The organism is Pseudarthrobacter sp. CCNWLW217, assembly GCF_037203985.1.
GTDB lineage: Bacteria > Actinomycetota > Actinomycetes > Actinomycetales > Micrococcaceae > Arthrobacter.
This window is the reverse complement of sequence record NZ_JBBCBT010000004.1, coordinates 48,840-74,171: the sequence shown is the minus strand read 5'-3', so window position 1 is coordinate 74,171 and position 25,332 is coordinate 48,840. Positions and strand designations below refer to the sequence as shown.

23 protein-coding genes, 1 tRNA gene and 2 riboswitches are annotated in these 25,332 nt (G+C 65.4%); of the genes, 8 read left to right on the top strand and 16 right to left on the bottom strand.

Features of this window, described 5'->3' with window-relative positions:
• Positions 1 to 8 precede the first annotated feature (8 nt).
• The gene (locus V9L18_RS06445; protein WP_337346354.1) at positions 9 to 770 is read right to left on the bottom strand and encodes a DUF998 domain-containing protein; all 762 of its coding nucleotides are present in this window, start codon (positions 768 to 770) and stop codon (positions 9 to 11) included.
• Positions 771 to 853: 83 nt separating this feature from the next.
• Here V9L18_RS06445 and V9L18_RS06440 point away from each other — a divergent pair.
• From V9L18_RS06440 to V9L18_RS06430, 3 genes are all read left to right on the top strand, one after another.
• Positions 854 to 926, top strand: a tRNA-Arg gene (locus V9L18_RS06440).
• A 1-nt stretch (position 927) separates the two neighbouring features.
• Positions 928 to 1,419, top strand: coding sequence for a DUF6314 family protein (locus tag V9L18_RS06435; RefSeq protein WP_337346353.1), 492 nt, complete (start codon positions 928 to 930; stop codon positions 1,417 to 1,419).
• Entirely contained in the window at positions 1,416 to 1,847 is a 432-nt protein-coding gene (locus V9L18_RS06430; RefSeq protein ID WP_337346352.1) for an NUDIX hydrolase, read from the top strand. The genes V9L18_RS06435 and V9L18_RS06430 overlap by 4 nt, the downstream gene beginning before the upstream one ends.
• Before the next feature lie 61 nt (positions 1,848 to 1,908).
• Here the strand turns inward: V9L18_RS06430 and V9L18_RS06425 are convergent, their stop codons facing one another.
• Both V9L18_RS06425 and V9L18_RS06420 read right to left on the bottom strand, forming a co-directional pair.
• Entirely contained in the window at positions 1,909 to 3,822 is a 1,914-nt protein-coding gene (locus V9L18_RS06425) for an ABC transporter ATP-binding protein (RefSeq protein WP_337346351.1), read from the bottom strand.
• A complete protein-coding gene (locus tag V9L18_RS06420) occupies positions 3,819 to 5,483 on the bottom strand; it encodes an ABC-F family ATP-binding cassette domain-containing protein (protein WP_337346350.1) in 1,665 nt (554 codons plus the stop codon). Before V9L18_RS06420 ends, V9L18_RS06425 begins: the two co-directional genes overlap by 4 nt.
• 286 nt (positions 5,484 to 5,769) lie before the next feature.
• On the opposite strand from V9L18_RS06420, the gene V9L18_RS06415 reads away from it, so the two are divergent.
• Both V9L18_RS06415 and V9L18_RS06410 read left to right on the top strand, forming a co-directional pair.
• Positions 5,770 to 6,504 (top strand): hypothetical protein, encoded by a 735-nt coding sequence (locus tag V9L18_RS06415; RefSeq protein ID WP_337346349.1) that lies wholly within the window; start codon positions 5,770 to 5,772, stop codon positions 6,502 to 6,504.
• Entirely contained in the window at positions 6,501 to 7,238 is a 738-nt protein-coding gene (locus V9L18_RS06410) for a hypothetical protein (protein WP_337346348.1), read from the top strand. The genes V9L18_RS06415 and V9L18_RS06410 overlap by 4 nt, the downstream gene beginning before the upstream one ends.
• A 174-nt stretch (positions 7,239 to 7,412) precedes the next feature.
• Here V9L18_RS06410 and V9L18_RS06405 read toward each other — a convergent pair whose 3' ends face one another.
• From V9L18_RS06405 to V9L18_RS06355, 11 genes are all read right to left on the bottom strand, one after another.
• On the bottom strand, positions 7,413 to 8,516 hold the full coding sequence (locus tag V9L18_RS06405; protein WP_337346347.1) for an LLM class flavin-dependent oxidoreductase: 1,104 nt from the start codon (positions 8,514 to 8,516) through the stop codon (positions 7,413 to 7,415).
• A gap of 97 nt (positions 8,517 to 8,613) precedes the next feature.
• Positions 8,614 to 11,646 carry an alpha-mannosidase gene (locus V9L18_RS06400; RefSeq protein WP_337346346.1) on the bottom strand — a complete coding sequence of 1,011 codons (3,033 nt, stop codon included), beginning with the start codon at positions 11,644 to 11,646 and terminating at the stop codon, positions 8,614 to 8,616.
• Between the two features lie 114 nt (positions 11,647 to 11,760).
• Positions 11,761 to 12,651 carry a formate dehydrogenase accessory sulfurtransferase FdhD gene (fdhD, locus tag V9L18_RS06395; protein WP_337346345.1) on the bottom strand — a complete coding sequence of 297 codons (891 nt, stop codon included), beginning with the start codon at positions 12,649 to 12,651 and terminating at the stop codon, positions 11,761 to 11,763.
• Positions 12,652 to 12,775: 124 nt separating this feature from the next.
• A complete protein-coding gene (locus tag V9L18_RS06390; protein WP_337346344.1) occupies positions 12,776 to 14,167 on the bottom strand; it encodes a molybdopterin molybdotransferase MoeA in 1,392 nt (463 codons plus the stop codon).
• Positions 14,164 to 14,457, bottom strand: a complete 294-nt coding sequence (locus V9L18_RS06385) for a DUF6457 domain-containing protein (RefSeq protein WP_337346343.1) — start codon at positions 14,455 to 14,457, stop codon at positions 14,164 to 14,166. Before V9L18_RS06385 ends, V9L18_RS06390 begins: the two co-directional genes overlap by 4 nt.
• A gap of 42 nt (positions 14,458 to 14,499) precedes the next feature.
• Entirely contained in the window at positions 14,500 to 15,111 is a 612-nt protein-coding gene (gene mobA / locus V9L18_RS06380) for a molybdenum cofactor guanylyltransferase (protein ID WP_337346342.1), read from the bottom strand.
• 45 nt (positions 15,112 to 15,156) lie between these two features.
• Positions 15,157 to 15,657 carry an HNH endonuclease gene (locus V9L18_RS06375; protein ID WP_066286886.1) on the bottom strand — a complete coding sequence of 167 codons (501 nt, stop codon included), beginning with the start codon at positions 15,655 to 15,657 and terminating at the stop codon, positions 15,157 to 15,159.
• Positions 15,658 to 15,894: 237 nt separating this feature from the next.
• The gene (locus tag V9L18_RS06370) at positions 15,895 to 16,644 is read right to left on the bottom strand and encodes an NlpC/P60 family protein (RefSeq protein WP_337346341.1); all 750 of its coding nucleotides are present in this window, start codon (positions 16,642 to 16,644) and stop codon (positions 15,895 to 15,897) included.
• Between the two features lie 132 nt (positions 16,645 to 16,776).
• Entirely contained in the window at positions 16,777 to 17,436 is a 660-nt protein-coding gene (locus tag V9L18_RS06365) for a C40 family peptidase (RefSeq protein ID WP_337346535.1), read from the bottom strand.
• 70 nt (positions 17,437 to 17,506) lie between these two features.
• Positions 17,507 to 17,670, bottom strand: a riboswitch (cyclic di-AMP (ydaO/yuaA leader).
• Between the two features lie 148 nt (positions 17,671 to 17,818).
• Entirely contained in the window at positions 17,819 to 18,637 is an 819-nt protein-coding gene (locus tag V9L18_RS06360; protein WP_337346340.1) for a M23 family metallopeptidase, read from the bottom strand.
• A 10-nt stretch (positions 18,638 to 18,647) separates the two neighbouring features.
• Positions 18,648 to 18,860, bottom strand: a riboswitch (cyclic di-AMP (ydaO/yuaA leader).
• A 148-nt stretch (positions 18,861 to 19,008) separates the two neighbouring features.
• Entirely contained in the window at positions 19,009 to 19,704 is a 696-nt protein-coding gene (locus V9L18_RS06355; RefSeq protein WP_337346339.1) for a metal-dependent transcriptional regulator, read from the bottom strand.
• 277 nt (positions 19,705 to 19,981) lie between these two features.
• Between V9L18_RS06355 and serC the strand changes: the two genes are divergently transcribed.
• Complete coding sequence (serC, locus tag V9L18_RS06350) at positions 19,982 to 21,112, top strand: phosphoserine transaminase (RefSeq protein WP_337346338.1); 1,131 nt, start codon at positions 19,982 to 19,984, stop codon at positions 21,110 to 21,112.
• 196 nt (positions 21,113 to 21,308) lie between these two features.
• Here serC and V9L18_RS06345 read toward each other — a convergent pair whose 3' ends face one another.
• On the bottom strand, positions 21,309 to 21,950 hold the full coding sequence (locus V9L18_RS06345) for a DUF3027 domain-containing protein (protein WP_337346337.1): 642 nt from the start codon (positions 21,948 to 21,950) through the stop codon (positions 21,309 to 21,311).
• An 8-nt stretch (positions 21,951 to 21,958) separates the two neighbouring features.
• The gene (locus tag V9L18_RS06340; RefSeq protein ID WP_214962901.1) at positions 21,959 to 22,342 is read right to left on the bottom strand and encodes a cold-shock protein; all 384 of its coding nucleotides are present in this window, start codon (positions 22,340 to 22,342) and stop codon (positions 21,959 to 21,961) included.
• A 193-nt stretch (positions 22,343 to 22,535) separates the two neighbouring features.
• Between V9L18_RS06340 and V9L18_RS06335 the strand changes: the two genes are divergently transcribed.
• Entirely contained in the window at positions 22,536 to 22,769 is a 234-nt protein-coding gene (locus tag V9L18_RS06335) for a hypothetical protein (protein ID WP_337346336.1), read from the top strand.
• A gap of 10 nt (positions 22,770 to 22,779) precedes the next feature.
• The gene (locus tag V9L18_RS06330) at positions 22,780 to 25,326 is read left to right on the top strand and encodes a helicase-associated domain-containing protein (RefSeq protein WP_337346335.1); all 2,547 of its coding nucleotides are present in this window, start codon (positions 22,780 to 22,782) and stop codon (positions 25,324 to 25,326) included.
• Positions 25,327 to 25,332: the final 6 nt, after the last annotated feature.

Sequence of the window (25,332 nt, the reverse complement as noted above, 5' to 3'; positions counted from 1 at the left end):
AACGGCGTTTACGGAGCAACGGATGGGTGAAGGCGGCGCTCCTGCCGGTGCCTGTGCACCCGTTGCGCGACCACCAGCCCGGCGGCCGCCATTCCCACGGTGACGGGATAGCCCATCAGCCGCTCCAGCGTGCCGGGTTCGGGAACGTCCATCCTTGTCAGTCCACCAGTAACCAGCGCGGCGGCGGACACCACGCCGCACGCCAGGATGAACCATCCCAACGGTGTCTGGTTCAGCCACAGTATGCCCAGCACAAGCAGTGCCGCGGCCCCGGCGATGAAATACATCACTGCACCGGCAAAATGCCAGGCTGAGCCCACGTCCTCGGGAACCAGCCCCACGATGACTGTGCCTGCTCCCGCGATCCCGGTCAGTGCCCGCATCCAGAGGGCCGCCAACCAGGGTTTCCTGCGCCCCGGATGGACGCGCACACCCGCCCGGGCGGCGATGCACAACAGCCCGGAACTCAGCAGCAGCGCCCCGAGGAGCATGCCCAGCCCCTGGACGACGAACGAGGCGTTCATGAGCCAATGCAGCGGCGAGCACACGTCCCGGCCGTCGTAGATCCCGCAATGAACCGCGCCCAGGTCACTGATGTAGCCAGTCCGTCGGTCATAGGGCTGCGGTCCGGCCCACGCCCCGATCACCGCTGTTTCCGCGGCAAAATACTGCAGAACGCTCAGGACGGACCAGGCACCGACGTACTGGCGGGTGGAGGCCGTGTCCGGGATGTAAACGGCGGCTGGAGCGGACGTCGGGCCTGATCTCATGCCAAGAGCGTAGTACGGCCTCCCACCTTGTATGCTTATATCCGTGTCCGGACGGACCGGCCCTGCCGGTACAGCGGATGCGCGCCCTCGTAGCTCAGTGGATAGAGCACGGCTCTCCTAAAGCCGGTGTCGTTGGTTCGATTCCAATCGAGGGCACTTGAACCTTCCTGAACCCCAGGCTCCCGGGCAGAGGGGGGCGGATTTTGACCTCCGCGCCTACCTGCTCGGTCCGTCGCAGGCTGAACGCTGGGCCGTTGAACGGCAGCTGCTGGACCGGACGGCAGGCACCCGCGGAACCTTTTCCGGCGTCGTACTTTTTTCCTCCACGGACGACGGCGGCCTGCACCTTCGCGAAGACGGCACCATGCGCTGGCCTACCTTCACGGGCCCGGCCTCCCGCGAGTACCTCCTCAAGCCCGCTGAACAGCGTGATGCGATGGACGTGTTTTTCGCCGACGGGCGGCCCTTCCACCGGATGAGCTTCACGCCGGAAGCGAACCTGGACAACCACTGGTGCGATCCCGACACCTACCGGGTGGCGTATGCGCTGGAGGGCCCGGACCGGTTCAGCTACACCTGGGACGTCCGCGGACCCAGCAAGGACCTGCTGCTATCGTCCACGTTGAACCGGCTAGGCTCGAAACCGTGAAAGCCCGCATCGTTGTGTCCGCCGTCTGTGTCTTCGACGCCGCCGGGCGGCTCCTGACCGTCCGCAAACGCGGCACCAGCATGTTCATGCACCCCGGCGGCAAGCCCGAACCGGGCGAAACCGCCGCCCACGCTGCATCCCGGGAGCTCCAGGAGGAAGTGGGGATCATCGTGGATCCGGACCAGCTACAGCTGATGGGCGTGTGGATCGCGGACGCCGCCAACGAGGCCTCCACCGACATTGAGGCAACCGTGTTCACCGCTCCGGGGACGTGGACGGCGCACCCCTCGGCCGAGATCGACGAGATCCGCTGGCTAGACCTTGCTGCCTTGGATCAGGGTGCCCGGCTGCCCACGGACCTCGCGCCGCTCCTGACGGACCACATCCTGCCTGAACTGGCCACACTGCGCCCCGGCCCAAGTAGGTAGCAGTAAGTGTCATTTTGACGGCTCAAAACGACACTTGCTGCTACCTAGTTGGGCAACGCCGCTAGAACTCCGGAACGGCTTCCGCGGCCACCGCAGTGGCCTCCGCGAACTGCGTCCGGTACAGCTCCGCATAGCGGCCCTCGGCCGCCAGCAGCTCCGTGTGCGTTCCGCGCTCCACGATCTGGCCGTCCTCGACTACCAGGATCACGTCGGCAGCGCGGATGGTGGAGAGCCTGTGGGCAATCACGACGGCGGTGCGCCCCTCGAGCGCCGCACTCAAGGCCGCCTGTACGGCAGCTTCGTTGGTGGAATCGAGTGCGGCAGTCGCCTCATCGAGGATGACCACCCTGGGCTGGGAAATGAGCAGCCGGGCGATGGTGAGCCGCTGGCGTTCACCGCCGGAAAGACGGTATCCCCGCTCCCCCACCACGGTGTCCAGGCCGTCGGGAAGGGACCGGATCATCGTCTCGAGGCGCGCCTGCCGGATGGCTTCCCACATGTCGTCGTCGGTGGCGTCCGGCTTGGCCAGCCGGAGGTTGGAGGCGATGCTCTCGTGGAAGAGGTGCCCGTCCTGGGTCACCATGCCCAGGGTGTCACGCAGGGAATCGAAGGTGACGTCGCGGACGTCCAGCCCTGTCCCCGGAATGGTGCCACCGAGCCGCACGGCGCCGGAGTCGACGTCGTAAAGCCTTGAAAGCAGCTGGGCAATGGTGGACTTTCCAGCACCGGAGGAGCCCACCAGGGCCACGGTCTGCCCTGGTTCCACCCGGAAGCTGACGCCGTGCAGCACTTCTTCGCCGCCGCGCGTGTCAAGGGTGGACACTTCTTCAAGGGAGGCCAGTGACACCTTGTCCGCCGAAGGGTAGGCGAAACGGACGTCGTGGAATTCCACGGAAACGGGTCCCTTCGGTACCTCGACGGCATCGGGCTTCTGCTGGATCAGTGGCTTCAGGTCCAGGATTTCGAAGACCCGCTCGAAGCTGACCAGGGCACTCATGATTTCCACCCGGGCATTGGACAGCGCAGTCAGCGGTGCGTACAGGCGCGTCAGCAGCAGCGCGAGCACCACCACGTCGCCGGGAGCAAGCTGGCCGGATATGGCCAGCACACCACCCAGTCCGTAGACCAGGGCAAGGGCGAGGGCCGAAACCAGGGTCAGCGCCGTGACGAAGGTGAACTGCAGCATGGCCGTGCGGACGCCGATGTCACGGACCCGGCCGGCCCGGACCGCGAACTCATGTGATTCTTCGTCCGGCCGGCCGAACAGCTTAACCAGCGTGGCGCCAGGGGCGGAGAAGCGCTCTGTCATCTGGGTGCCCATGGCGGCGTTATGTTCGGCGGCTTCGCGGCGGAGGTCAGCAAGGCGGGAACCCATGCGGCGTGCGGGGATCAGGAAGATCGGCAGCAGGACCATGGCCAGCACGGTGACCTGCCAGGACGTGCCGAGCATAACGATCAGCGTCAGGACCAGCGCCACGACGTTGCTGACCACCCCGGACAGGGTCCCGGCGAAGGCGGACTGCGCGCCGATGACGTCGTTATTGAGGCGGCTGACCAGGGCGCCGGTCCGGGTGCGGGTGAAGAACGCAATTGGCATCTTCTGCACGTGGTCAAAGACCTTGGTGCGCAGGTCCACGATCACGCCTTCGCCGATGGTGGAGGACAGCCAGCGGCTGACCAGCCCCAGGCCGGCTTCGGCCACGGCCACGACTGCGATCAGCACGGCCAGCCGGATGACTTGGTCCGTGCCTGCCTGGGCCACGATGGCGTCAACCACCTGGCCAGCCAGGACAGGCGTGGCTACTGCTAGGAAGGCCATCACAACCGACAGCGTCACGAAGGCGATCAGCTTTCCGCGGTGCGGGCGGGCAAAGCCCAGAACCCGTTTCAGGGTTTCCTTGGAGAAGGGCTTGGAGCCGCTCTTTGCGCGGGTGATGCTGTACAAGGTGTGCCAGGCGGCGCCATCCATGCTCATAGCTGCTGCCCCGTCGCGCCGGTCATCAATTCAGTTACCATTCCATCTTCCACATTCCACCGGACGTCGAGCTGAACGTTTTCGAGCAGCCTCCGGTCATGGGTTACCAACAACAAAGCGCCCTCATAACTTCCCAGGGCCTCCTCCAACTGTTCGATGGCCGGGAGGTCAAGGTGGTTGGTGGGCTCGTCCAGTACCAGCAGGTTGACGCCGCGGGCCTGCAGCAGGGCCAGTGCGGCCCTCGTCCGTTCCCCGGGTGAGAGGGAATTCACGGGGCGGGCCGTATGGTCCGCCTTCAGCCCGAATTTGGCCAGCAGTGTGCGGACCTCCGCCGCCGTCAGGTTCGTGAGGACGGCCTCGACGGCGTCTGCCAGGGTGAGGTGGCCAGCCAAAAGTCCGCGGGCCTGGTCAATTTCTCCGATGGCCACCGAGGCACCCATGGCTGCGTTGCCGGAGTCGGGTGCCTGGACGCCCAGGAGCAGCCGCAGCAACGTCGACTTGCCCGCTCCATTGGGTCCGGTGATGCCGATCCGCTCCCCTGCGTTGAGCTGGAGGTTGAGCGGGCCCAGCGTGAATTCGCCCTGCTTGACCACTGCGTCCCGCAGCGTTGCCACCACAGCGCTGGAGCGGGGCGCCTGGCCGATGGTGAACTGCAACTGCCATTCCTTCCGCGGTTCCTCCACCACGTCCAGCCGGGCGATGCGGGACTCCATCTGCCGGACCTTCTGGGCCTGCTTCTCGGAGGACTCGGTGCTCGCGGCCCGGCGGATCTTGTCGTTGTCGGGGCTTTTCTTCATGGCGTTCCGCACGCCCTGGGAACTCCACTCACGCTGTGTCCGGGCGCGCGAGACGAGATCCGCCTTCGTGGAGGCGAATTCCTCGAAGCGTTCCCGTGCGTGGCGGCGGGCCACGGCCCGTTCCTCCAGGAAGGCCTCGTAACCGCCGTCGTAGACCGCCACCGAGTTCTGGGCCAGGTCCAGTTCCACAATGGTGGTGACGCAGCGGGCCAGGAATTCGCGGTCGTGGGACACCAGCACCACACCGCCCCGCAGTCCTTGCACAAACGCCTCGAGTTTGGCCAGGCCCGCGAGGTCAAGGTCGTTGGTGGGCTCGTCCAACAGCACAATGTCGAAGCGGCTGAGCAGCAGGGCGGCAAGGGCAACACGGGCGGCCTGGCCGCCGGAGAGGCCTGTCATGGGAGCGTCAGTGCCGGTCTCCAGCCCCAGGTCTGCAAGCACTGGAGGGATGCGCTCGTCCAGATCGGCTGCCCCGGAGGCCATCCAGCGGTCAAAGGCCAGGGAGTAGGCGTCGTCGGCCCCGGGGGCACCGGAACCCAGGGCCTCAGCGGTGGATTCCATCTCCGCCGTCGCCTGGGCGCACCCGGTCCGGCGTGCGATGTAGGCTGCAACCGTTTCGCCCGCCAGGCGTTCGTGCTCCTGCGGCAGCCATCCCACGAAGGCATCGGCAGGGGCCAGGCTGACGGAACCGCCCTGCGGCTGGTCAACTCCAGCCAGCAGCCGCAGCAGGGTGGACTTACCGGCGCCGTTGGCCCCCACTACCCCCACAACGTCACCCGGGGATACGGTCAGGGAAAGCTTGGAGAAGAGCGTCCGGTGGTCGTGGCCGCCGGAAAGGTCTTTGGCAACCAGGGTTGCAGTCATGGGGTCGATCCTCTCGATGCTGCCGGACGGCGGGGACCCCGCTGGGGCGCTGGCGCGGAATGACGCCCGGGACTCCGCCAGAAAACCGCGGGAAACCGCAGGAAATCCGGGTGCTACCGCCCTGCTCGTGAGGGGGGCATAAAAGAACCCGCTGGTCCGGACTTGGGGGGTGTACGGACCAACGGGCTCGACCATCGAGCATAGTCGAATCGACACTCCGCGTAAAATCGCCAAGGGTTCCGCAGGCTAAAATTGAGGCATCCGTCCGTTCTGAAGAGAGCACTTCATGCCCCTCCCCGCCAAGGCGTTCCAGCGCTGGCTGCAAGGCATTGCGCCCAACGCCAGCACGGCCGATGTCTGCCGGATCTCCGGGATCAAACGGACCACTTTGGCCCAGCAGTTGGTCCGCGGGAAGGTCGCCGAGGCCACCGTGGTGAGCATCAGCCGCGCCTATGGCGTCAATCCGGTCTCGGCCCTCGCCGGCTTCGATGCCTACCGCGACCTGGCTGCGACAGTCCCACCCACGAGGTGTGAACTGGTCAGCCAGATCTCCACGCCTGACCTCCTGCGCGCAGTGCTGGCCCGCTCGGCGGTGGATCCAGCCGGCCAGACCTCGGCCGAGCCGCCCCCGCTGAGCCCGGCACCGCATGCCACCTCCGTCAAGAACTGGGTTGAGGCAATCGACGACGGCGAGCTGAGGCACCGCGTCTCGGCCGCCACCGGCGTCGCACCCCAAAACTACTCGGCCCAACTGAGCGCGAACCGGCTCTCCCCCGAGCTGGCCATCGCAACTTCCGTCGCCGCAAGCGTGGGCGCGGCAGGCGGGCTGGTGGCCACGGGACTGATCACCGAGGCAGAAGCTGGCTGGTCGGCGGACGCCCGCCAGGCCGCCTTGGACAGCCTGCCCGACGGCGAACTGACCACGTTGGCCGGCGACCGGCTGCAGGCCTTGGGCAAAACCTTGAAGCGCCAGGAACACGACCAACAACAAACCGACAAGATCTGGGAGAACCTCGGATGATCGAGATCCTTCAGTGGTCCACCCTGGCCATCTGCGCCCTGGTTGCCATCGCCAGAGTTCCAAGCATGCTGAGAGGTGAAAACCGGACGCTGTTCTGGATCTTTGCGCTCATGACCCTGGCCATCATCCTCAGCATCGAGGCGCCCTACGTGGCCATAGACCAGGCGCTGGGCGGATTCAATGTGGCAAACCTCATCCTGCGCTTTGTCATCTTCGCCGCCATCCTCTGCGTGGGCATCCGTGTCACCCGGGGTTTCGGCGCCACCGATGGCTACCGGCTGTTGACCGGCCCTGTCGGAATGATGGCGCTGGCCCTGGTGTCGCTGGCCGTTATTGGTATGTTCATCATGATCGACTCACAGGGTTCGTCCGCGGGGTTGGCCGGAATCTCGCGCAAGGGCGGTCCGGATGCCGTGCTGGTGGAATACTACGGTGCGGCTGGCAGGGCGTACCCCACGTACGTGTCCCTGGTGCTGTTGCCTGCCATGGTGCGGGCAGTCCGCGGTTCGCTGCCGCTACCCATCCGCACCGCGGCCTTCCTGCTGGCCGTCGGAGCAGTGGCCATCGCCTTAACGCTGTTCTTCCCTCTTATGCCGTCCAGCTGGGGGCCGGCCAAATTCATGATCAACTACACGGCAGTGCTGTGCTTCGTTGTGGGACTGGCGATCATCTGGGCGGCCAAGGTCGGTTATGGTCGCAACGCGGCAAAACAGAGGACTTTTACTGAAAAGTAACCTCGACAAATTCACAAAATCATTAGAATGTGAAACAATCATGAATGTGTGAAGGCGAGGCGCAGGGCGTTTACGAACGGGGATAAATTCTTAGACGTTGCGCCTCGGATGTCTTCACGCGCATTGGGGGGATGAGTGGTGGCGGCCGTTGGGGACCGCCCCCACTCAGCCTATTTAAGGCGTGGCGTGGCTCACGGCCTGCCCTCCGGTCCCGGCAGCCCGCCCCAGCTCACGCTGCACCAGTGGAAGTACCTCGGTGCCCAGCAATTCGATCGCTTCGAGCACGGTTGCCTGCGGGACTGAGGACAGGTCCAGTTGGAAGATCTGCCGGTCGTGCTGCAGATGGCCGTACATCCTGACGATTTTTTCGGCCACCTGCTCCGGGTTACCTACGAACAATGCGCCGCCGGGCGCCGCCTCCATGTTGTAGGTGACTCCGCTGGGGGTGGGAAATCCCCGTTCTGCCGAGATCCGGCGCATGGTGTCCATCCAGTACGGCCGGAAGGCCTCCTTGGCCCTGCCTGTTGCAGCTGGTGTGTCCCGCAGCACCAGCCCGGGGGCACTGACGCCCACCTTGAGTCCGGCGGCTCCATGTCCGTGCTCGACGGCGGTCTGCCGGTAGAGCGCCGCATGGCGCTCGAAGTTCCGTACCGATCCACCCAACAAGGCGTACATCACGTTCTTGCCCAGTGCTGCGGCACGCACTGTCGACTGAGGTGTTCCACCAGTGGCGATCCAGATGTCCAGCTCACGGCGGCCGTCCTCCGCCGGGAAGGGGCGCGGCAGGATCTGCGCCTCATGCAGGCCGGAGCGGAACTTGCCGCTCCAGGTAATCCGCTCCTGCGCATTGAGCCGGAGCAGCAACTCCAACTTCTCCTCGTAGAGGGCGTCATAGTCCTCCAGGCGCGCCCCGAACAGTGGATACGACTCGATGAAGCTGCCGCGGCCCGCCGTAAGTTCCGCACGGCCCTGGCTGATCAGGTCGATCGTGGCGAACTGCTGAAAAACCCGCACCGGGTCCTCGGTACTGAGGACCGTGACTGCGCTTCCCACTTTGATTTGCCGGGTCTGCGCCGCAACGGCCGCCAGCACCGTGGACGGCGACGTGACGGAGTAGTCGGCGCGGTGGTGCTCCCCGACCCCAAAGTAGTGAAGTCCTACCTCGTCGGCGAGGCGGGCCCTCTCCAGGAGATCCTGGGTGTTCCGTTCAGGAGAGACCACAGTGCCGCGGACGGGATCGCGGTGGATATCGCCGAAGGTGAAGATTCCTAGTTCCATGCCTTATCCAAGCAATAGATGCATTTGCATATTCCCGCAGGCGGAATCAGGGGGACGGATCCTCAGCCAGGAGCGGGCGTAAAGCCGGCTGGTGGCGTCAACGGACGAACCTCAACGTGACCAGTTGGAAGGGGCGCAGTGCCAGCGTGACGCCGCCATCCCCGGCCGGTGCCACGCCTGGCGCTTCGACGGGCCGTTCCAGCAGGTCAGTGGCGTACGCCTTGGCGGCCGGGAAATTCGCCGTCAGCAGCCCGGCCGAACGCTGGCCCAGGGACTCGTAAAGCCGGACGATGACATCCCCCGAGCCGTCCTCGGCCAGCTTCACGGCCTCGATAACCAGCGCGGCGTTGCCCACGGTGAACAGCGGTTCCGCCGGTTTGGCGCCACGCACCATCCGCGGTGCCAGGTTAGTTCGATACCCTTCCTCCACGGCCTCGGCGATACCGGCACCCGGGCGGATGGTTACCGTCAGTTCGTGATGTCCGCGGTCAGCAGCGGGATCGGGAAACTTGGGGGCCCGCAGGAGTGATAGCCGAACGGTAGTGGTGGTCCCGCCGTCGTCCTCCCTGATGTTCCTGGTGACGTCATGCCCATAGGTGGACGAGTTGGACACCGCCACGCCGTAGCCCGGCTCGGCCACATGGATCCATCGGTGGGCGCAGATCTCGAACTTGGCAGCTTCCCACGAGGTATTCACATGCGTGGGCCGGAAGACGTGGCCGAACTGCGTTTCGGAGGCCGATCGGTCCGCCCGGACATCCAGTGCGAATCCGAGCTTGAGGAGCTTCTCGCTCTCCTGCCAATCGACGGCCGTAGTGATTTCCAGTGAATCGCTGCCTGGTGCCAGAACAATCCGCTGGGTGACCGGCGAGGACCCGGCGACACGCTCCACCACGACGACGGCGGACTGGCCGTGGGTCTCCACCCGAACAGCCTGGGCCTGGTCCAGCCGCGTGACGTTACGCCGGTAGAACGCGTCGATGTCCCACGCGTCCCACTCGTTGGGGGTGTCCCGGTGCAGTTCCAGCAAGTTGCCGCGCTGGCCGGGAGCTATGGCTTCCCGTCCGCTGGCGTAATCCGAGAGGGACGCGATCAGGCCGTCAGCATCCAGGACTGCGCGGATGACGCCGTTGTCCAGCACGTACCCGCCGTCCTGCTCCGATACCGTCGCTGGTTGTCCGGCTGCCAGCCGTTCGGCGGCACCCAGCGCGGGGACGCCGTCACGGGCGTGGGGGGCGGCGTTGAGCAGGAAATCATGGGGGCCTTCGCCCAGCAAGGCGGCCGCTGCCTCCGCGATCAGGGCTTCGAGGCCGGCGCTGATGGCAGCATAGTTCCTTTCGGCATCCTGGTGGACCCAGGCGATGGAGCTGCCGGGCAGGATGTCGTGGAACTGCTGGAGCAGCACGAGGCGCCAGAGCCGCTTGAGTTCCGCTGCCGGGTAGGTGAATGACCCGCCCGTGCGGACGGTTGCGGTAGCGCACCAGAGTTCGGCCTCGCGGAGCAGGTGCTCGCTGCGGCGGTTGCCGCGCTTGGTCTGGGCCTGACTGGTGTACGTGCCGCGGTGGAGTTCAAGGTACATTTCGCCCACCCACACGGGAAGGGCGCTGTACTCCTCCTCGGCCTTGGCAAAGAAGCTTTCGGCGGAGCCCACCCGGACCTTGGGCGATCCTTCAAGGTCAGCGGTGCGGTGGGCGGCGGCCAGCATTTCGCGCGTAGGTCCGCCGCCGCCGTCGCCATAGCCGAACGGAACCAGGGAGGTGGTGCCGCGCCCGTGGTCGCGGTAGTTGCGTTCGGCATGCGCCAAATCCCGTGCGCTGAGCTCGGAGTTGTAGGTGTCCACTGGCGGGAAGTGCGTAAAGAGCCGCGTCCCGTCGATCCCTTCCCAGTTGAACGTGTGGTGCGGCATGCGGTTGATCTGGTTCCAGGAGATCTTTTGCGTGAGGAACCAGAGGCTGCCTGCCGATTTGACGATCTGCGGCAGGGCCGCTGAGTAGCCGAAGGAATCCGGCAGCCAGGCTTCACGGCATTCAATCCCGAACTCGTTGAGGAAGAAGCTCTTGCCTTCGATGAACTGCCGGGCCATGGCTTCGCCGCCGGGCATATTGGTATCCGATTCCACCCACATTCCGCCCACCGGCACGAACTGGCCGGCCTTGACCTTCTCCCGGATGCGGCCAAACAGCTCCGGGTAGAACTCTTTCATCCAGGCAAGCTGCTGGGCCGATGAGCAGGAGAACACAAAGTCCGGGTCCTCGTCCATCAGCGCCACGACGTTGGAGAATGTCCGGGCACATTTGCGGATGGTTTCCCGCACGGGCCAGAGCCAGGCGGAGTCGATGTGGGCGTGTCCGGTGGCCACCAGCTGGTGCGCCGAGGCATAGGCCGGCCTGGAAAGCACCTCTACGAGCACCTGGCGCCCGGCTGCGGCCGTTCCGGCAATGTTGTCCGGGTCCATGGCATCCATCATCCGCTCGAGCGCACGGAGGATTTCGTGGCGCCTCGGCTGCTCCATGGGCAGCTCATGCATCAGCCCTGAAAGGGTCCAGATGTCCTGCTGGAGCTCCCACACCGTCTGGTTGAGTTCCGCGATGGCGATGTGGCCAAGGCGGTACTGCGGCGCAGTGCCTGCTGTCGCCTTGTCTCCGTAAGGAGTGGCCGCGAAGGTCCAGCCCTGCGCGACGTCAGGGTTGGCCGCAGCCTCAACGTAGAAGTCCACGGCCATGCCGCTGCCAAGAAGTTTGAGCGGGATGTACTGGTTCCGCGGCGAGATGGCCTTGATGATGGTGCCATCCGGGCGCCATGCGATCCCCTCGCACTGGAAGCCTGGCGCCTCGGTGGTGAAACCAAGGTCCACCACGATTTCAACTGTGGTGTCAGGATCGGTTCCCCAGGATTGCGGGACGTCGCCCTGCAGCCTCAGCCACTTCGTCCCCCAAGGTTTGCCCCACGCGGCACCCGGCTCCTGGGGCACGAAGTCGTGCCGCAGCGCCTCCATCACAGTCACAGGCTCGTCCGGCACGTCCCAGGTGCTGAGGTTCAGTGGGACGGTGCGTGTGTAGACAGCGGGGATGATCCGTTCGCGCACGAAACGGTCCAGGCGGACTTCCGTGATCCGGCGGTCGTCATGCAATGTAAGCCCTCTTTAACGCTTGAAACTGGATCAAAGTGTCCATTCGATGGATAAAATCTACTGCGTCGTAGCTTAATAACCAAGCCTCCGCGGGTCCGGCTGCGTGCCAGTTGCTTATCCTCGAAGTTCCGCCGGATCCTCGGCCGGAACAGGGACGGTGATCCTGTGCTGCCCGGCGTAGACGTTCAGGCTTGTCCCCCGGCTGAACCCCGCCAAGGTCATTCCGGACGCCTCGGCGAGTTCTACCGCCAGGCTGGAGGGCGCGCTCACGGCGGCCAGCACCGGGATGCCAGCCAGGGCCGCCTTCTGGACGAGCTCGAAGGACGCCCGCCCGGAGACCTGGAGCACCAGTCCGGACAGCGGAAGCATCCGTTCCCGCAACGCCCAGCCCACCACCTTATCCACGGCGTTGTGCCGGCCAACATCCTCGCGGAGGCACAAAAGCTGCACCCCGCCGTCGTCCTCTACCCTGAACAGCCCGGCGGCGTGCACTCCCCCGGTGACGTCGAACACCGCCTGCGCCTCGCGGAGACGGTCCGGCAGCGACGCGAGGACTTCCGCGGGCACCGACAGCGGGTCCTCGGCAGGGCTGTAGTGCGATGACTTCCGCACGGCTTCGATCGAATCGGTGCCGCAGATGCCGCACGAACTGGACGTATAGACGTTACGGCCGATCGTCGGGACGTCCACGTCCGGACGCAGCTGTGCCTCCACGACATTGAACGTCTGCACGCCGTTTTCGTCCTCCCCGGCACAGAACCGCAACGACACCAGCTGCTCAGGAGTCCAGATGATCCCCTCGGACACCAGGAACCCGGCAACGAGGTCAAAGTCGTCGCCTGGAGTGCGCATCGTGACCGAGAAGGACAGGGAGCCCAACCGGATCTCCAAGGGTTCCTCCACGGCCAGGGTGTCTTCCCTGTGCCGTATGGGGAACTCGAGGGCCTGGGGGGACCCGTCCAGCACGTACCGGTGGACCTTGCGGCGCTGCGTCACACGGCCCATAGCTGTGCCCCGTCCTGCCGGCGGAAGCCATGCAGTATGTCCCGTTGCTGCCGTCGATGGCCAGGGTGCCTGTTCATGACTCCATCATTGCAAGGGCAAGGGCACTAAGCCAGCGGCGCCACGGTCAGCCCAGCAGCGCGCTCCAGTCCACCGGGCCTGCCGGCGCCGCGGGCTTGGAGCCGGCCTTCCGGGCAGCCCGTGCAGGGGTCTTGGCCCTGGTTCCGGGTTTTTCTCCGGTGGCGAGCGGCGGCCCCCACGGCAGCGCGAATGCCGGGACTGCTTCACCGAGCTGCACCCCGTGGGGCGGCACCACCATCACACCGTGGGCGGACGCCAACCCCCGCATCATGCCGGGGCCGGTGTGCTGGGCCGGCGACGCCATGCCGTACAGCAGCCGGAACGGGATCAGCCGGGTACGGCCGGGATCAGGCTCGATGGTGGTTCCGGAGGGGACTTCCTGTATTTCCGGCATGGACCCGTGGCCAAGTGCCGCGAGCAACGGCGCGCCTACGGTGGACAATGCCATCATGGCGGCCAGGGGGTTTCCGGGCAGCCCGAGGACAAACCGTCCGTCGGGCAGCTCCGCGAGGACAGCGGGATGGCCGGGCCGCATGGCGATCCCGTCGATGACCAGCCGTCCACCCAGTTCGGCGACGGCCTGGCGCAGGTGGTCAGTTCCCGATCTGCCGGTACCGCCGGTGGTGATGACGACGTCGGCAGGCACGACGGCGGGAACCTCACCGCCGGGCTCGGCGACGTCTTCCAAGGCAGTGAGCCAGTCTTCGTAGGAGTCGCCGATCTTTTCCTGCCCGGCGGGAATGCCCCTCAGCATTTCCACGACTGCAGCCAGCTGGGGACCAAATGTGTCACGGACCTGCCCGGGCGCCGGCAGTCCATGGGTCACCACTTCGGAGCCGGTCAGCAGGAGTTTGACCACCGGCTTGCCTTGCACCAGGAGGTCGTCATGGCCGGAAAGGGCCGCCACGGCAAGGTGGGCGGGATTGAGGGTAACTCCTGCCTTGACAAGCACGTCACCCACAGCCGCTTCCTCCCCGGCTTTCCTGATGTGCTGGCCGTTTTTCGGTTCGCCGGGGCGGGCGCCGCCGCCAACCATCAGGACCGGGAGACCGTCGTCGTCAGTGCCCAGCACTGCGCTTTCACTGCGGAGCACGGCTTTGGCACCGGCCGGGATCAGGCCACCTGTGACGATGGGGCTGGCCTGGTGCGGCGCCAGCCGCTGCCCGGCCTCGGCCAGGATCCAGGGGCCGCTGCCGTTGACCGCCCAGCCATCCATGGCGGACGAGGCGTAGTGCGGCATCTCCTGGAGGGCTGTGATGTCCTCGGCAAGCGTCCGGCCAAGGGCCTGCTGCAACGGAACGCGTCCCGGGGGTATCGGCACGGCGCAATCGAACGCAGCCTGTCGGGCCTCTTCCCAGGTGTGGGCCAGATGCCTGGTTTTTTCGTCGTGAGTGTCCTGCCTGGGTGCGTCGTCGTTGTCGCCGGGGGCAGCCGTCATTCGCGCGGAGTCCCGGCGGATTCAGAATCGTAGTCCACGGCCAGGGACCGTGCCACGTCCATGGCAGCGGACATTGACGCGGTGTCCGGCGCCTTCCCCGAGCCTGAGGCCAGGCCGGCGGCGAAGCCTGCGATAAAGGTGGTCAGGGGCGCTGCGGGCCGCACTACCGAATGTGCAGCCACTCCGGCGAGCGAGAGGATGGCATTGACGTCTATCTGGACGTCTTCGAGTTCGTAGGCCTGAAGGAGCGCCCTGCACCATTCTTCCAGCGTCTCATCCTGGCTCTTCACTGTATGCCTCCCATTCAACTGCGGCCATGCAGGTCCGGTACCTCATCGTGGTTCCCGGCCGGCCACTCCAAGCGCGGCGGCATCATCCCAGGTGTCTACGTCATCCGTAGAGCCCGCCGGGACGGTGACAAGCTGCACGTCCAGCCTAGCAAGGAGAGCGGATACTGAACCGTTCATTAAGGCCCCGCGGGAGTCAAGGTCCTGTACTGAACGGTGGAGTGCGGGAGTGCTGTAAAAGCCCACCAGGGGTTGGCGGTGGCCATCCGGCGAAATGGCCATGGCGCCGTCGCCAGGACCAAGCGACCGCCGAAGGGCATCAATGGCCTGGCCCACCCTGGGCATGTCGCAGGCCAGCAAGAGCGTGAAGGGAGGACGCGGCCCGGCGGTTCCATCGAGCGCGGCCAAGCCTGCTGCAATGGCCGACGCCGGACCGGCAAACGGCGGTTCTTCCCGACACCTGAGGACCCCCTCGGGCAGGCGTCCCGGGTCCGGGCCGACCACCACGGCCCTCCGGGCACCCCCGGCTGCTGCGAGGGACCGCTGCAGGAGGGTGTCGCCGTCGTAAATCAATGACTGCTTGGGGACGCCACCCAGACGGGACGAACGGCCGCCCGCAAGGATTACCGCGTCAAATTCGTATGTATCAGGAGCCACCACTCCAGCCTAGCGGGGCGGGTGTTGTCCGTGCTTTCAGCCGGGTCAGGCAGCCCGTTCAGGCAACAGGAAGGGATCCCACGCCGGTGTGGGTTTCTCCAGCTCCTTGATTTGCCAGATGGTCCCATGCGGTGGTTCCGGGGTGAACCGGAGCTTCCACCCCATCTCCCCCGGCGTGTGGTCGCCTTTGACGTTGTTGCAGCGTAGGCAGGCGGCCACGAGGTTTTCCCAGGAATCTGCACCGCCGCGGGACTTGGGCTGGACGTGGTCAATGGTGTGGGCTGCTTTTCCGCAGTAGGCGCACCGGTGTCCGTCCCGGCGCAGCACGCCACGGCGGCTCACGGCGGTGGTCTGGTTGTACCGGGGGCGGATGTAGCGGTTCAGGAGGATCACGGACGGGCGGCCCAGAATCTCCTGTGGCCCCACTACAGGGTCCTCGCCTTCGGCTACAACGCTTGCCTTCCCCGTGAGCACAAGGACCAGCGCCCGGCGGAAGGTGATTACCGCCAGCGGTTCATATCCAGCATTCAGAACGAGAGTGCGCATGCACGTACCTCTTCACGGCCGCACCCGTCAGGGGCGCGAGGGCCGGCTGCCCTCGGCATGTCCGGGCTATGGATCGACACCACAAGAGTAAACAAAGAAACCCGGGATCAACTAATCCATGGTTTCGGGGTGCGCCCGTGTCGATCGCCTCTTACCGGGTCTGGGCCCGGCTGCGCCGTTAAAGCGCAAGGACCCCCGCCGTAGGGCGGGGGTCCTTGCCAAGCGTTGCTACGGAAATTAGCTGACGCGGATGAAAACCGGGCCGGAGCCAACGTTGGCGCTGAAAACAACGGTCTGGTTGCCGTTGTAGCCACCGTGTACGGCCTGGCCGTTGCCGGCGTAGACAGCCACGTGGGCAACGCCCGCACCGCCATCGGCGTAGTAGATCAGGTCGCCGGGCTGGGCCTCGGCGGCACTTACGGTCTGGCCCAGGGACAGGTAACCTGCAGGCCAGTCGTGGAAGTTGATGCCCACAGCGGCCAGGGAGTTGGTGACCAGCATGGTGCAGTCCTGGTTGACGCCCAGCTGGGCGTAGGCTGCGGACAGGATGGCCTGGCCCTTGCTGCTGGCGGCCACAGGTGCCTTCGGAGCTGCAGCCGCTACCTTGACGGTGGAAACAGCCTGAGCGGCGGGTGCGGGAGCCTCAACCTCAGGCTCAGGTTCCGGCGCTTCAACCACGGGAGCCGGCGTGGTGGTCACCGCGGGCTTCTCGTAGGAGATGGCAATGGTGGAAGCGGCCGAAATGACCGCCGGAGCGGCAACCTCAACCTCAACGTTGGAAGCGGAAGCCGATTCGCGCTGAACGTTGGTGTCTGCAGCGTTGGCGGCGATACCACTGGTCAGGACCAGGCCGGAGGCAGCAGCGATAACCGCGGCCTGGCGACCCATGCCACCGGCGTTGTCGCCGAGGGCCTTGGCAATGACAGCCAGCGAGTTGGTCGTGGTGACCTCCGCGCGGTGCCGTGCAGCAATTGCACGTGTAGTCATTATTTCTCTCTTTCGTTTTCCTCAGGACCGCACAGGCAGGCCAAGGGCTTTGGGTGCGCCGGCATCTTGGGGGTACGCCGGCACACCCCGAACGGGGATTTAGCGAAAAGTGTTCTAGCGGGCGCGGTTCTTCTACTTCAGGGTGTAGAAGGATCCGCCGCCCGTGGAGGCCACGGAGTGCAGCAGCGTTCCCTGTGACGGGTTCAGGGCGCTGATCATCATGCCGTTGCCAACGTAGATGCCTACGTGTGCGCCGCCATTCTGCATAACAAGGTCACCGGGAGACGGTGTTGACGTGGGGGTCATTGCCGTCCACGCGTTTACACGGGGAATGCTGATGCCTGCCTGGGCGTACACCCACTGGGTGAAGCCGGAGCAGTCCCAGCCGTTGGGCGAAGTGCCGCCCCAGACGTAGGGGTGGCCGATTCCGGTGTAGGCGATTGCGGCCAGGCCGGAGGCGGCCGCGGAAGATACCGCGTCCGTCAGCTTGCTGGCTGCGGGGGCCTTTGCGCCTGCTGCCCGTTCCGTGTCAGTGGACTGTGCACGGACCGTTTCGACCTTCGGGGCCGGCGTGGTCTTGACCACGGGGCGTTCGAAGGAGACGGTGGCGGTGGGGGCAGCGGTGACGGCAAGCGCCGTCTGCGAGCCGGACTCGGTGGAGGCGGAAACGCCAGCGGTGGTGTCCGCTGCGTTGGCCGGAAGCCCCATGCTCAGGATCAGACCTGATGCAGCTGCGATGACAGCAGCTTGGCGACCGACGGTCCCGGCATTTGCACTGACAGCCTTGGACACGGGGCCCAACGGGTTGGTGCGAACCGTTTGTGCGCGGTGACGCGCAGAATTATGGCGTGAAGACACGAAGGTAGCCTCTCCCAATGCCTACGAGGTGAGCTGTCGGATTCGGATGGGAGTTCACCCGGCCACGCCGCTTCCACAGGAAGCTTTGCGACTTAACCCCAAGGCCTTCGAACTTCAAAGGCCAAAATTGGTTCCCCCGCCCCTGCCAGACGATGTCATGCGAACGGACCTTGAGCGGTGGCAGAGCTAGGCAATCCACTCAAGAACGTCAACTTCGGAAAAGTTGACGCAAGTTAGACGGTACAGCAGTTCAGAGCGAATGTCACATTCAGGTCACGGCATGTCACGCAAATGTGAGAGTTTTCCATCAGTTGGGCTAGAGCCAGCCGGTGGGGTCAACGACTTCGCCATTGACCTGGACCTCGAAATGGAGGTGGCAGCCTGTGGAGGCGCCGGTGGTGCCGCTGAGCGCCACTACCTCGCCTCGGCTGACCGTTTGGCCAACCTTGACGTTGAAGGAAGACAGGTGGTTGTACGTCGTTTCAAGGCCGTTGCCGTGGTCCACGACCACGCGGTTACCTCCGCCAAACTGGTGCCATCCCGCAAAGGTCACAGTGCCGCTGGCGGCCGCCAGGACAGACGTGCCGCACTGTGCCACGTAGTCCTGGCCGCGGTGGAAGTCACCGGAGCCGCCAGTGATAGGACTCACGCGATAGCCGAATGGGGAGGCCGTAACCAGGCTCGCCAGCGGAGCACCGAGGCTGCCGGCGGAGGCGGCCCGGGTGATGGACCCCGCTGACTGGGCGCTCAAGAGTTGCTTGAGCTTGCCGTCCGGATCACCCATGGTGACTACGGATGAGCGGCTGAAGTCGATTTTTGCGGCTGCTTCGGCGGAGATTTCAGGCTGCGGAGCTGCGGAAACAGCCGATGTCTGCTGACCGGCGTCCGGCGTGGCCAGGACGGGACTGGTGGCAGGGACGGTGACTGTGAGCACCAGGCCGGTGGCCGCGAGGGCGATGCCGGCCTTTTGGCCCACCCCACTGGCCGCTGCGAAGTCAGTGATTTGCCGGAAGGGTCCCCGGCGGCGGCGCGCATCGCGCTGTGGATCCCGGGGCCTGTCCGCGGCCACAGCTGCAGCAACGCGGGGCGCTGCTACGGGGCCCGCTGCGCGGCGGCGGCCCCTGGAATTCTGCATGGTCAAGAACGGTTCCTCTCTGGAAAGCCTGCGAAGTTAGCTGTCGGATTCGGGTCAGAGAGTTCATAGACCCGGTCCGCCGTAAGCAAGCTTCGGCGCAGAGATATCCCGTGAGGATCCTTCGCTGGAAGAGGCTTGCTGCTGACGGACTTCACCCCAAGGCAGCCTTGCGACTGCCGGTTGTGGTTCCCCCGCCTCTGCCAGTTGGTGACTCGTACTACTGATCTGCTGGCAGAGCTCGGCTCCAGATCAGGTAACGCTTTTGTATCGACGCTTGGCGTTAACTATAGGCGATTAAGCCGGACAGTAACAATTCCGTTATCTTTGCTTAAAGCCTATTCATTGGGGTAACCCGGGCGCTCCGTCAGAGGTCAGCGGACGGATACGAATACGTGCGCCGCCACTTCGGGGGGAAGCTCCAGTGCCCCTTCGATCCCGGGGACCCGGACCGAAATGTAGTCTCCCACGCGCTCCAGCGAAATCGGGGCGCCCGGCCGGATCCCGCCCTCGTCCAGCTGGGTCAGCAGCTCAGGGTCCACCTGGATGGGTTCTGCCAGCCTGCTGACAACCACGGTGGATCCGGGGCCATAGCCCTTCATGGCTTCCAGGAGATTAATCACACCGTCCGTGAAGGGCGACGACGCCTGGCCTCCCAATGCCGCCAGGCCAGGGATGGGATTGCCATAGGGCGATTCAGTGGGGTGGTTCAGCATTTCGTAGATGCGCCGCTCGACGCGCTCACTCATCACGTGCTCCCAGCGGCACGCTTCGTCATGGACGTACGCCCAGTCCAGGCCGATAACATCCGCCAGGAGGCGCTCCGCGAGCCGGTGCTTGCGCATGACCTCGGTGGCCCGTTTACGCCCGGTTTCCGTCAGTTCCAGATGACGGTCTCCGGAGACCACCACCAGGCCGTCGCGTTCCATCCGGCCAATCGTTTGGGACACCGTGGGTCCGGAGTGCCGCAGCCGTTCGGCAATGCGGGCGCGAAGAGCAACGATGTTCTCTTCCTCAAGCTCCAAAATGGTCCGAAGATACATCTCCGTAGTATCGATCAGATCCGTCATCCAGCTCAGCTCCTCGAGCGCATTACCTTGCGTTGTCCCACCGTATCGCGTACCGACAGCGACGTAGTCCGTTGAAAAGCTTAGCCTATTTTGAATTTGTCCGGATAATTCCTACGGCCCCTCCAGCCTGTCTCAAAGGCTGGACTATGACGCAGCCGGTTCCCGCCGAATCAGCGGTTCAGGCAGAATATAGGAGGTCCTCGTTGCGGTCACTGACGACTGCCGGCCACCCCACCGTCCCGGACATGTGTCACGTCCACGCCGAATTGGAGCCCTTGTGAGCGAAAACAGCATCACTATTCCTGCCGACCTCCTGCCAAAGGACGGACGGTTCGGCGCAGGACCTTCCAAAGTCAGGCCGGAACAGATTGAAGCACTCTCGGCGGCGTCCACGACCATTCTGGGCACGTCCCACCGCCAGGCTCCGGTCAAGAACCTTGTCGGTTCGGTCCGCGAAGGCCTGAGCCAGTTCTTCCGTGCCCCTGACGGGTACGAGGTAGTACTGGGCGTGGGCGGTTCCACAGCATTCTGGGATATTGCCAGCTTTGGCCTCGTTGAGAAGAAGGCCCAGCACCTGTCCTTCGGCGAATTCGGCTCCAAGTTTGCCTCAGCCACCAACAAGGCACCGTTCCTGGACGCCTCCTCGATCATCAAGTCCGAGCCCGGTACGCGGCCGGTTGCCCAGGCCGAGGCCGGCGTTGACGTCTACGCCTGGCCGCAGAACGAGACCTCCACCGGTGTTTCGGCGCCCGTGAAGCGCGTCTCCGGTGTGGATGAGGGCGCGCTCGTCCTGGTGGACGCCACGTCCGCCGCAGGTGGCCTGGACGTTGATGTTGCCGAGGCAGACGTGTACTACTTCGCACCGCAGAAGAACTTCGCGTCCGACGGCGGCCTGTGGCTGGGCCTCTTTTCCCCGGCAGCGCTGGAGCGTGCCGCCAGGATCAAGGCCAGCGACCGCTGGATCCCCGACTTCCTGGACCTCCAGACGGCGATCGAGAACTCCCGCCTGAACCAGACCTACAACACGCCGTCGCTCTCCACCCTGGTGACCCTGGATGCCCAGGTGCAGTGGCTGAACAGCAACGGCGGCCTGGACTTCGCGTCGGCCCGTACAGCGGACTCTGCCGGCCGGATTTACAGCTGGGCTGAGGCTTCCGAGTTTGCCACGCCTTTCGTGGCCAAGGCAGAGGAGCGCTCAAACGTTATCGCGACGATCGACTTTGACGACTCCATTGACGCCACTGCCGTTGCCAAGGTGCTGCGTGCCAACGGCATTGTAGACACGGAGCCCTACCGCAAGCTGGGCCGCAACCAGCTCAGGATCGCCACATTCGTGGCAATCGAACCGGCAGATGTCTCTGCGCTGCTGGCCTGCATCGACTTTGTGGTGGGCGAACTGCGCAAGTAGTCCGCCACCCACTCATCGATTGCTCCAGCAACGCCCTTTTGGGGCCCCTAAAGGGCGCCTACGGAGCAATCGATGGGTATGAGGCGTCAGGATGCCTGGGGCAATATTGGGCTCTTAACGCTCGACGGCGCCGTCCGGACTTTGGTCCCGGACGGCGCCGTCTGCGTTTAGTGTGAGTCGCGTGTCTGCTCGCCGATTATTCGGCGTCACGCTCGTCAGCGTCGGGCTCTTCGGCGTCACGCTCATCGACGTCAGGCTCTTCGGCGTCTTCAGCATCAGCTTCCTCCGCGACAGTCCCTTCGCCATCCAGCGCTTCCGGGCCAGGCACGTTGGTGTCCGGACCTTCCTCGATGTCCGGTGCCCCAACCACCTCCAGGGCTTCGGCGTCCTGGGCGTCCTCGGGGCGCACGCGTTCTGCCCAAGGCACCCACTCGGGGGCAAGGATGGAGTCCTCTGAGGGCAACAGTCCAAGTTCACTGACCGTGACCACCTTGGACCGCGAGTTACGCGTCAGGACGGCAAACCACTGCCACCCCTGGTATCCGGGCAGGCGCGACTCAAAGAGGTGCGTCACCAGGCGGTCGCCCTCACTCTTGGCACCGAGGTGGGCGCCTATTGTCGAGGCCGCAGTGATGCCTTCAACGGCGGTCCGGGCTACGTCAACTGCGGCGGCGAGGAAGGCGTCCGGTTTTCCGATACGCCAGACGGGGACACCCGCACGGCGCTTGGTTTCGGTGGCGGCCGGGGCGGCCTTCGCCGCGGCTCCCGCTGACGGTTCGATGGCGGCGCCTGCCTGATCCGCTGCCGCGGGGTCCGGCTGTTCAGCTTCCGGGTTCATCAGCAGGCCTAAACGTCCAGCTCGTCGGCAACCTTACGCAGGGCTGCGGCGATGGCCTTACCCTTGTTGCCTTCCGGGTACTTGCCGGCGGACAGGGTGCCGGAGAGGTTGTCCAGCACGCTGACGAGATCCTGCACCAATGGTGCCAGGTCCTTGGCGCTGGGCCGCTTGGCTTTGGCGATGGACGGCGTCTTATCCAGGACGCGCAGGCCCAGGGCCTGGGCACCCTTGCGGCCGTCGGCAACGCCGAACTCCACCCGGGTTCCAGCCTTCAGCTCAGTAATGCCCTCAGGCAGCGATGATTTGGGCAGGAACACTTCCTGGCCGTCCTCGCCCGCGAGGAATCCGAAACCCTTTTCCTTGTCATACCACTTGACCTTGCCGGTAGGCACGTAATCAACCTTCTTCGTTCTGACGTCTTGAGACACGACCGGCAGTCACCGCATCCGCATTGATATGCGGGTTCAGGGTATGACTGCCCGGGCCGAGTTGGTCTGTTACTTCAAGGTTATCCTGCCGCACGCCCGAATCCTGCTTTCCCTCCTTCACACCATCGCCTGCCGAAGGACTGTTAGCGTTACGTCCATGACACCCTCGCGTTACCGGCGTCCCCTGATGATCTGTGCGGCAGCGGTCGCCTTGCTCTCACTGATGGCAGTGGGCGCGGTGATGGCGCTGGCCTTTGCCGGCTCGGCAGCCCCCGTGTGGGTCACCTCAACGGCCCTCTACGGCCTGCCGCTGGCCTTCCTGCTGATGCTCTTCCTGATCCTGGACAGTGTGGCGGGACGGCGCCGGGCAGGAAAGTCCGGCGGACGGTAACGTTGGACTGATGTCCCTTATCCGCGCGTTGAGCAAAGAGCTGGAGGCACGCAGCGACGAGTCGTTGCGGGCACTGTTCGCCGCGCGGCCGGACCTTATCTCGCCTGCCGTTCCGGACTTTTCCGCCCTCGCGGCGCGTGCCAGCGCCAGGGTAAGTGTCCAGCGGGCACTGGAACGCCTGAACAAACCACAGATGCAGGTCCTGGAGACCCTCCATCTCTGCACAAATACGGACACGGCCCACAGCGCGTGCGCCGCCGGGCTGCGGAAGTTCATTCCCGGTGCTTCGGTGGCCGCCGTTGACCGGATCCTGGCCTCCCTTCAGGACCTCGCGCTCGTGCACCGGGCGGATCCCCCGCACGGAACAACCCCTACCGGACACCGCCAGCGCTTCTACCTCCCGGTGGGGTCCCTTCGGGATGTCGTGGGCATCTACCCGGCCGGGCTGGGCCGCAGCTACACGGAACTGGTCCGCCTGCAGCCGGCGTTCGCCCAGCGCGTGGTACAGCTGGTTGCCGAGTTGCACCGCAGCGGCGTGCCCGTCCAGGAAGCCACCACGCCTATGGAAGCAGCGCTTGCCCTGCAGCACTGGACGTCGTCGCCGGAGTCGCTGCAGCAGATCCTGGCGGATGCACCGGAACGTACCACGGCGTTACTGGCCCGATTCGGAAACTGGGCCATGGGTGCTGTCCCCCAAGCGCAACGGAAAGCATCCGTGACCAACGAAACCGCCGACGTCGGGCCCGTTGACTGGCTGCTGGCCCGCGGCCTGCTGGTCCCCTTGGACGCAGCCCACGTGGAACTCCCGCACAGCGTGGGCGTGTCCCTCCGGGGCGGTGCGATTATCAACGACTTCACCCTTTCGCCGCCCGTTCCTGAACTTGGCCACACGACAGCTGCACTCCGCCGGAACGCCGCGCTGGGTGCCATTGCGGAAACGCTTCGGCTGGTGGGCGAGCTTCTTTACGCAGTCAGGGAACAGCCACTGGCAACATTGCGCACCGGCGGCGTGGGGGTACGGGAGATGAGGCGGGTCGCGGAAACGCTGCGGATTGAGCAGCATCGTGCGGGCTTGCTGGTGGAGCTCTGTGCCCTATCCGGCCTGATCCGCCTTGATGTGGATTCCTCTGCCTGGGTGCAGCCTCCGGAACTGGAATGGCTGCTCCTGCCGCGGCAGGAGCAATGGCTGTGGCTGGTTAATGCGTGGCTGGCAAGTGAACGCGTCCCGTCTCTGGTGGGCCAGCCCGTCAGTGGGCAGCCGAACGCACCGGCAGTTGCCCATCGCGGCGCAGCCGGCGCCACCATCAACGCGCTCTCGGCCGAAGCGCAACGGCCTGATGCTCCCGTTGTCCGGAAAAGGATCCTGGAAATCCTGAACCAACTCACCAATGAGGCCACAGCTCCCGACGCCCACGCCCCCGTCCTGGACGCGGCGGCTGTGCTGCAGCGGGCTGAATGGGAACAGCCCCGGATGGCGCGGCGCTTCAGTTCGCTGATCCGCGGCGTGCTGGCGGAGGCCGACATGCTTGGCCTGACCGGTTCAGGGGCGCTCAGCCAGCTGGGAAGCGCGATCGCCGAGGACAAGCCCGATGAAGCGCTGGGGATCCTCGGTGAGCACCTTCCCGCTGCCCTGAACCACGTGCTGCTCCAGGCCGATCTCACGGCCGTTGCCCCGGGGTACCTCAGTCCCGAGCTCAGCGAAAAACTGCTGTTGATGGCCGACGCCGAAGGGCAGGGTCCGGCAACGATCTACCGGTTTTCTGCTGCGTCCGTGCGCCGCGCCTTGGAGGCAGGGCAGGATGCGGCGAGCCTGCTGGGCTTCCTGAGGGAGCACTCCGCCACCGCTGTGCCGCAACCCCTGGAATACCTGGTAGAGGACACGGCCTCGCGCCACGGACGGCTGCGAGTGGGGATGGCCGCGAGCTTTGTCCAGAGCGACGACGAGACCGCCGTGCTGGAGCTGGCCTCCGAATCAAAGGCCTCCGGCCTTGGCCTCGTGAGAATCGCGCCCACAGTGCTCATATCCAAGGCGCCCCCACGCGAAACGGCACAGGTCCTGCGCAGCATGGGGCTCTCGCCGTCAGTGGAGGAATCCGAACCGTCGGTGGTCCGGCTGCGCCGCACCACGCAGGCACCGGGGAGCACCCGTCCGGTATACACCGCCCCGCGGACCGCGCCGGCCGAAGCGGAGATGGATGCCCAGCTGTCTGTCCTGCGCCATCACAAAACCTCACCCTCCGGCATCCACGATGGCCAGGAAGCGGTGGGAGGACCGGGGGCCGGCGTCCCGCCGTCGTCCGTGTCCCCACCCCAGTCCGGGTCCGGGGAAACCGCAACCCAGCTTGGGCTGGAGACCCTGCAGCGGGCCATCCGGCTCAAGCAGACTGTGAGCATGAATGTCGTGGACGGTGGGGGGAATGCGAGCCTGGAGACGGTTGTTCCCTTATCGGTAAGTGGTGGACGGGTCAGGGTCTTCGATCCGGCGCGGGAGACCGAACGGGTGGTTTCCATCCACCGGATCATTGATATCGAGGCCGCAGGGGAACTGCGCCAGTAAAGGACG

What these genes read in the sequence shown, in the direction of transcription:
- V9L18_RS06335 (WP_337346336.1), top strand. Translation starts at nt 22,536, where the DNA reads ATGACACCCTCGCGTTACCGGCGTCCCCTGATGATCTGTGCGGCAGCG.
- V9L18_RS06345 (WP_337346337.1), bottom strand. Translation starts at nt 21,950, where the DNA reads ATGAACCCGGAAGCTGAACAGCCGGACCCCGCGGCAGCGGATCAGGCA.
- V9L18_RS06355 (WP_337346339.1), bottom strand. Translation starts at nt 19,704, where the DNA reads ATGACGGATCTGATCGATACTACGGAGATGTATCTTCGGACCATTTTG.
- fdhD (WP_337346345.1), bottom strand. Translation starts at nt 12,651, where the DNA reads ATGGGCCGTGTGACGCAGCGCCGCAAGGTCCACCGGTACGTGCTGGAC.
- V9L18_RS06370 (WP_337346341.1), bottom strand. Translation starts at nt 16,644, where the DNA reads ATGACTACACGTGCAATTGCTGCACGGCACCGCGCGGAGGTCACCACG.
- V9L18_RS06405 (WP_337346347.1), bottom strand. Translation starts at nt 8,516, where the DNA reads ATGGAACTAGGAATCTTCACCTTCGGCGATATCCACCGCGATCCCGTC.
- V9L18_RS06390 (WP_337346344.1), bottom strand. Translation starts at nt 14,167, where the DNA reads ATGACGGCTGCCCCCGGCGACAACGACGACGCACCCAGGCAGGACACT.
- V9L18_RS06420 (WP_337346350.1), bottom strand. Translation starts at nt 5,483, where the DNA reads ATGACTGCAACCCTGGTTGCCAAAGACCTTTCCGGCGGCCACGACCAC.
- V9L18_RS06445 (WP_337346354.1), bottom strand. Translation starts at nt 770, where the DNA reads ATGAGATCAGGCCCGACGTCCGCTCCAGCCGCCGTTTACATCCCGGAC.
- V9L18_RS06410 (WP_337346348.1), top strand. Translation starts at nt 6,501, where the DNA reads ATGATCGAGATCCTTCAGTGGTCCACCCTGGCCATCTGCGCCCTGGTT.
- V9L18_RS06375 (WP_066286886.1), bottom strand. Translation starts at nt 15,657, where the DNA reads ATGCGCACTCTCGTTCTGAATGCTGGATATGAACCGCTGGCGGTAATC.
- V9L18_RS06360 (WP_337346340.1), bottom strand. Translation starts at nt 18,637, where the DNA reads ATGCAGAATTCCAGGGGCCGCCGCCGCGCAGCGGGCCCCGTAGCAGCG.
- V9L18_RS06330 (WP_337346335.1), top strand. Translation starts at nt 22,780, where the DNA reads ATGTCCCTTATCCGCGCGTTGAGCAAAGAGCTGGAGGCACGCAGCGAC.
- V9L18_RS06415 (WP_337346349.1), top strand. Translation starts at nt 5,770, where the DNA reads ATGCCCCTCCCCGCCAAGGCGTTCCAGCGCTGGCTGCAAGGCATTGCG.
- V9L18_RS06425 (WP_337346351.1), bottom strand. Translation starts at nt 3,822, where the DNA reads ATGAGCATGGATGGCGCCGCCTGGCACACCTTGTACAGCATCACCCGC.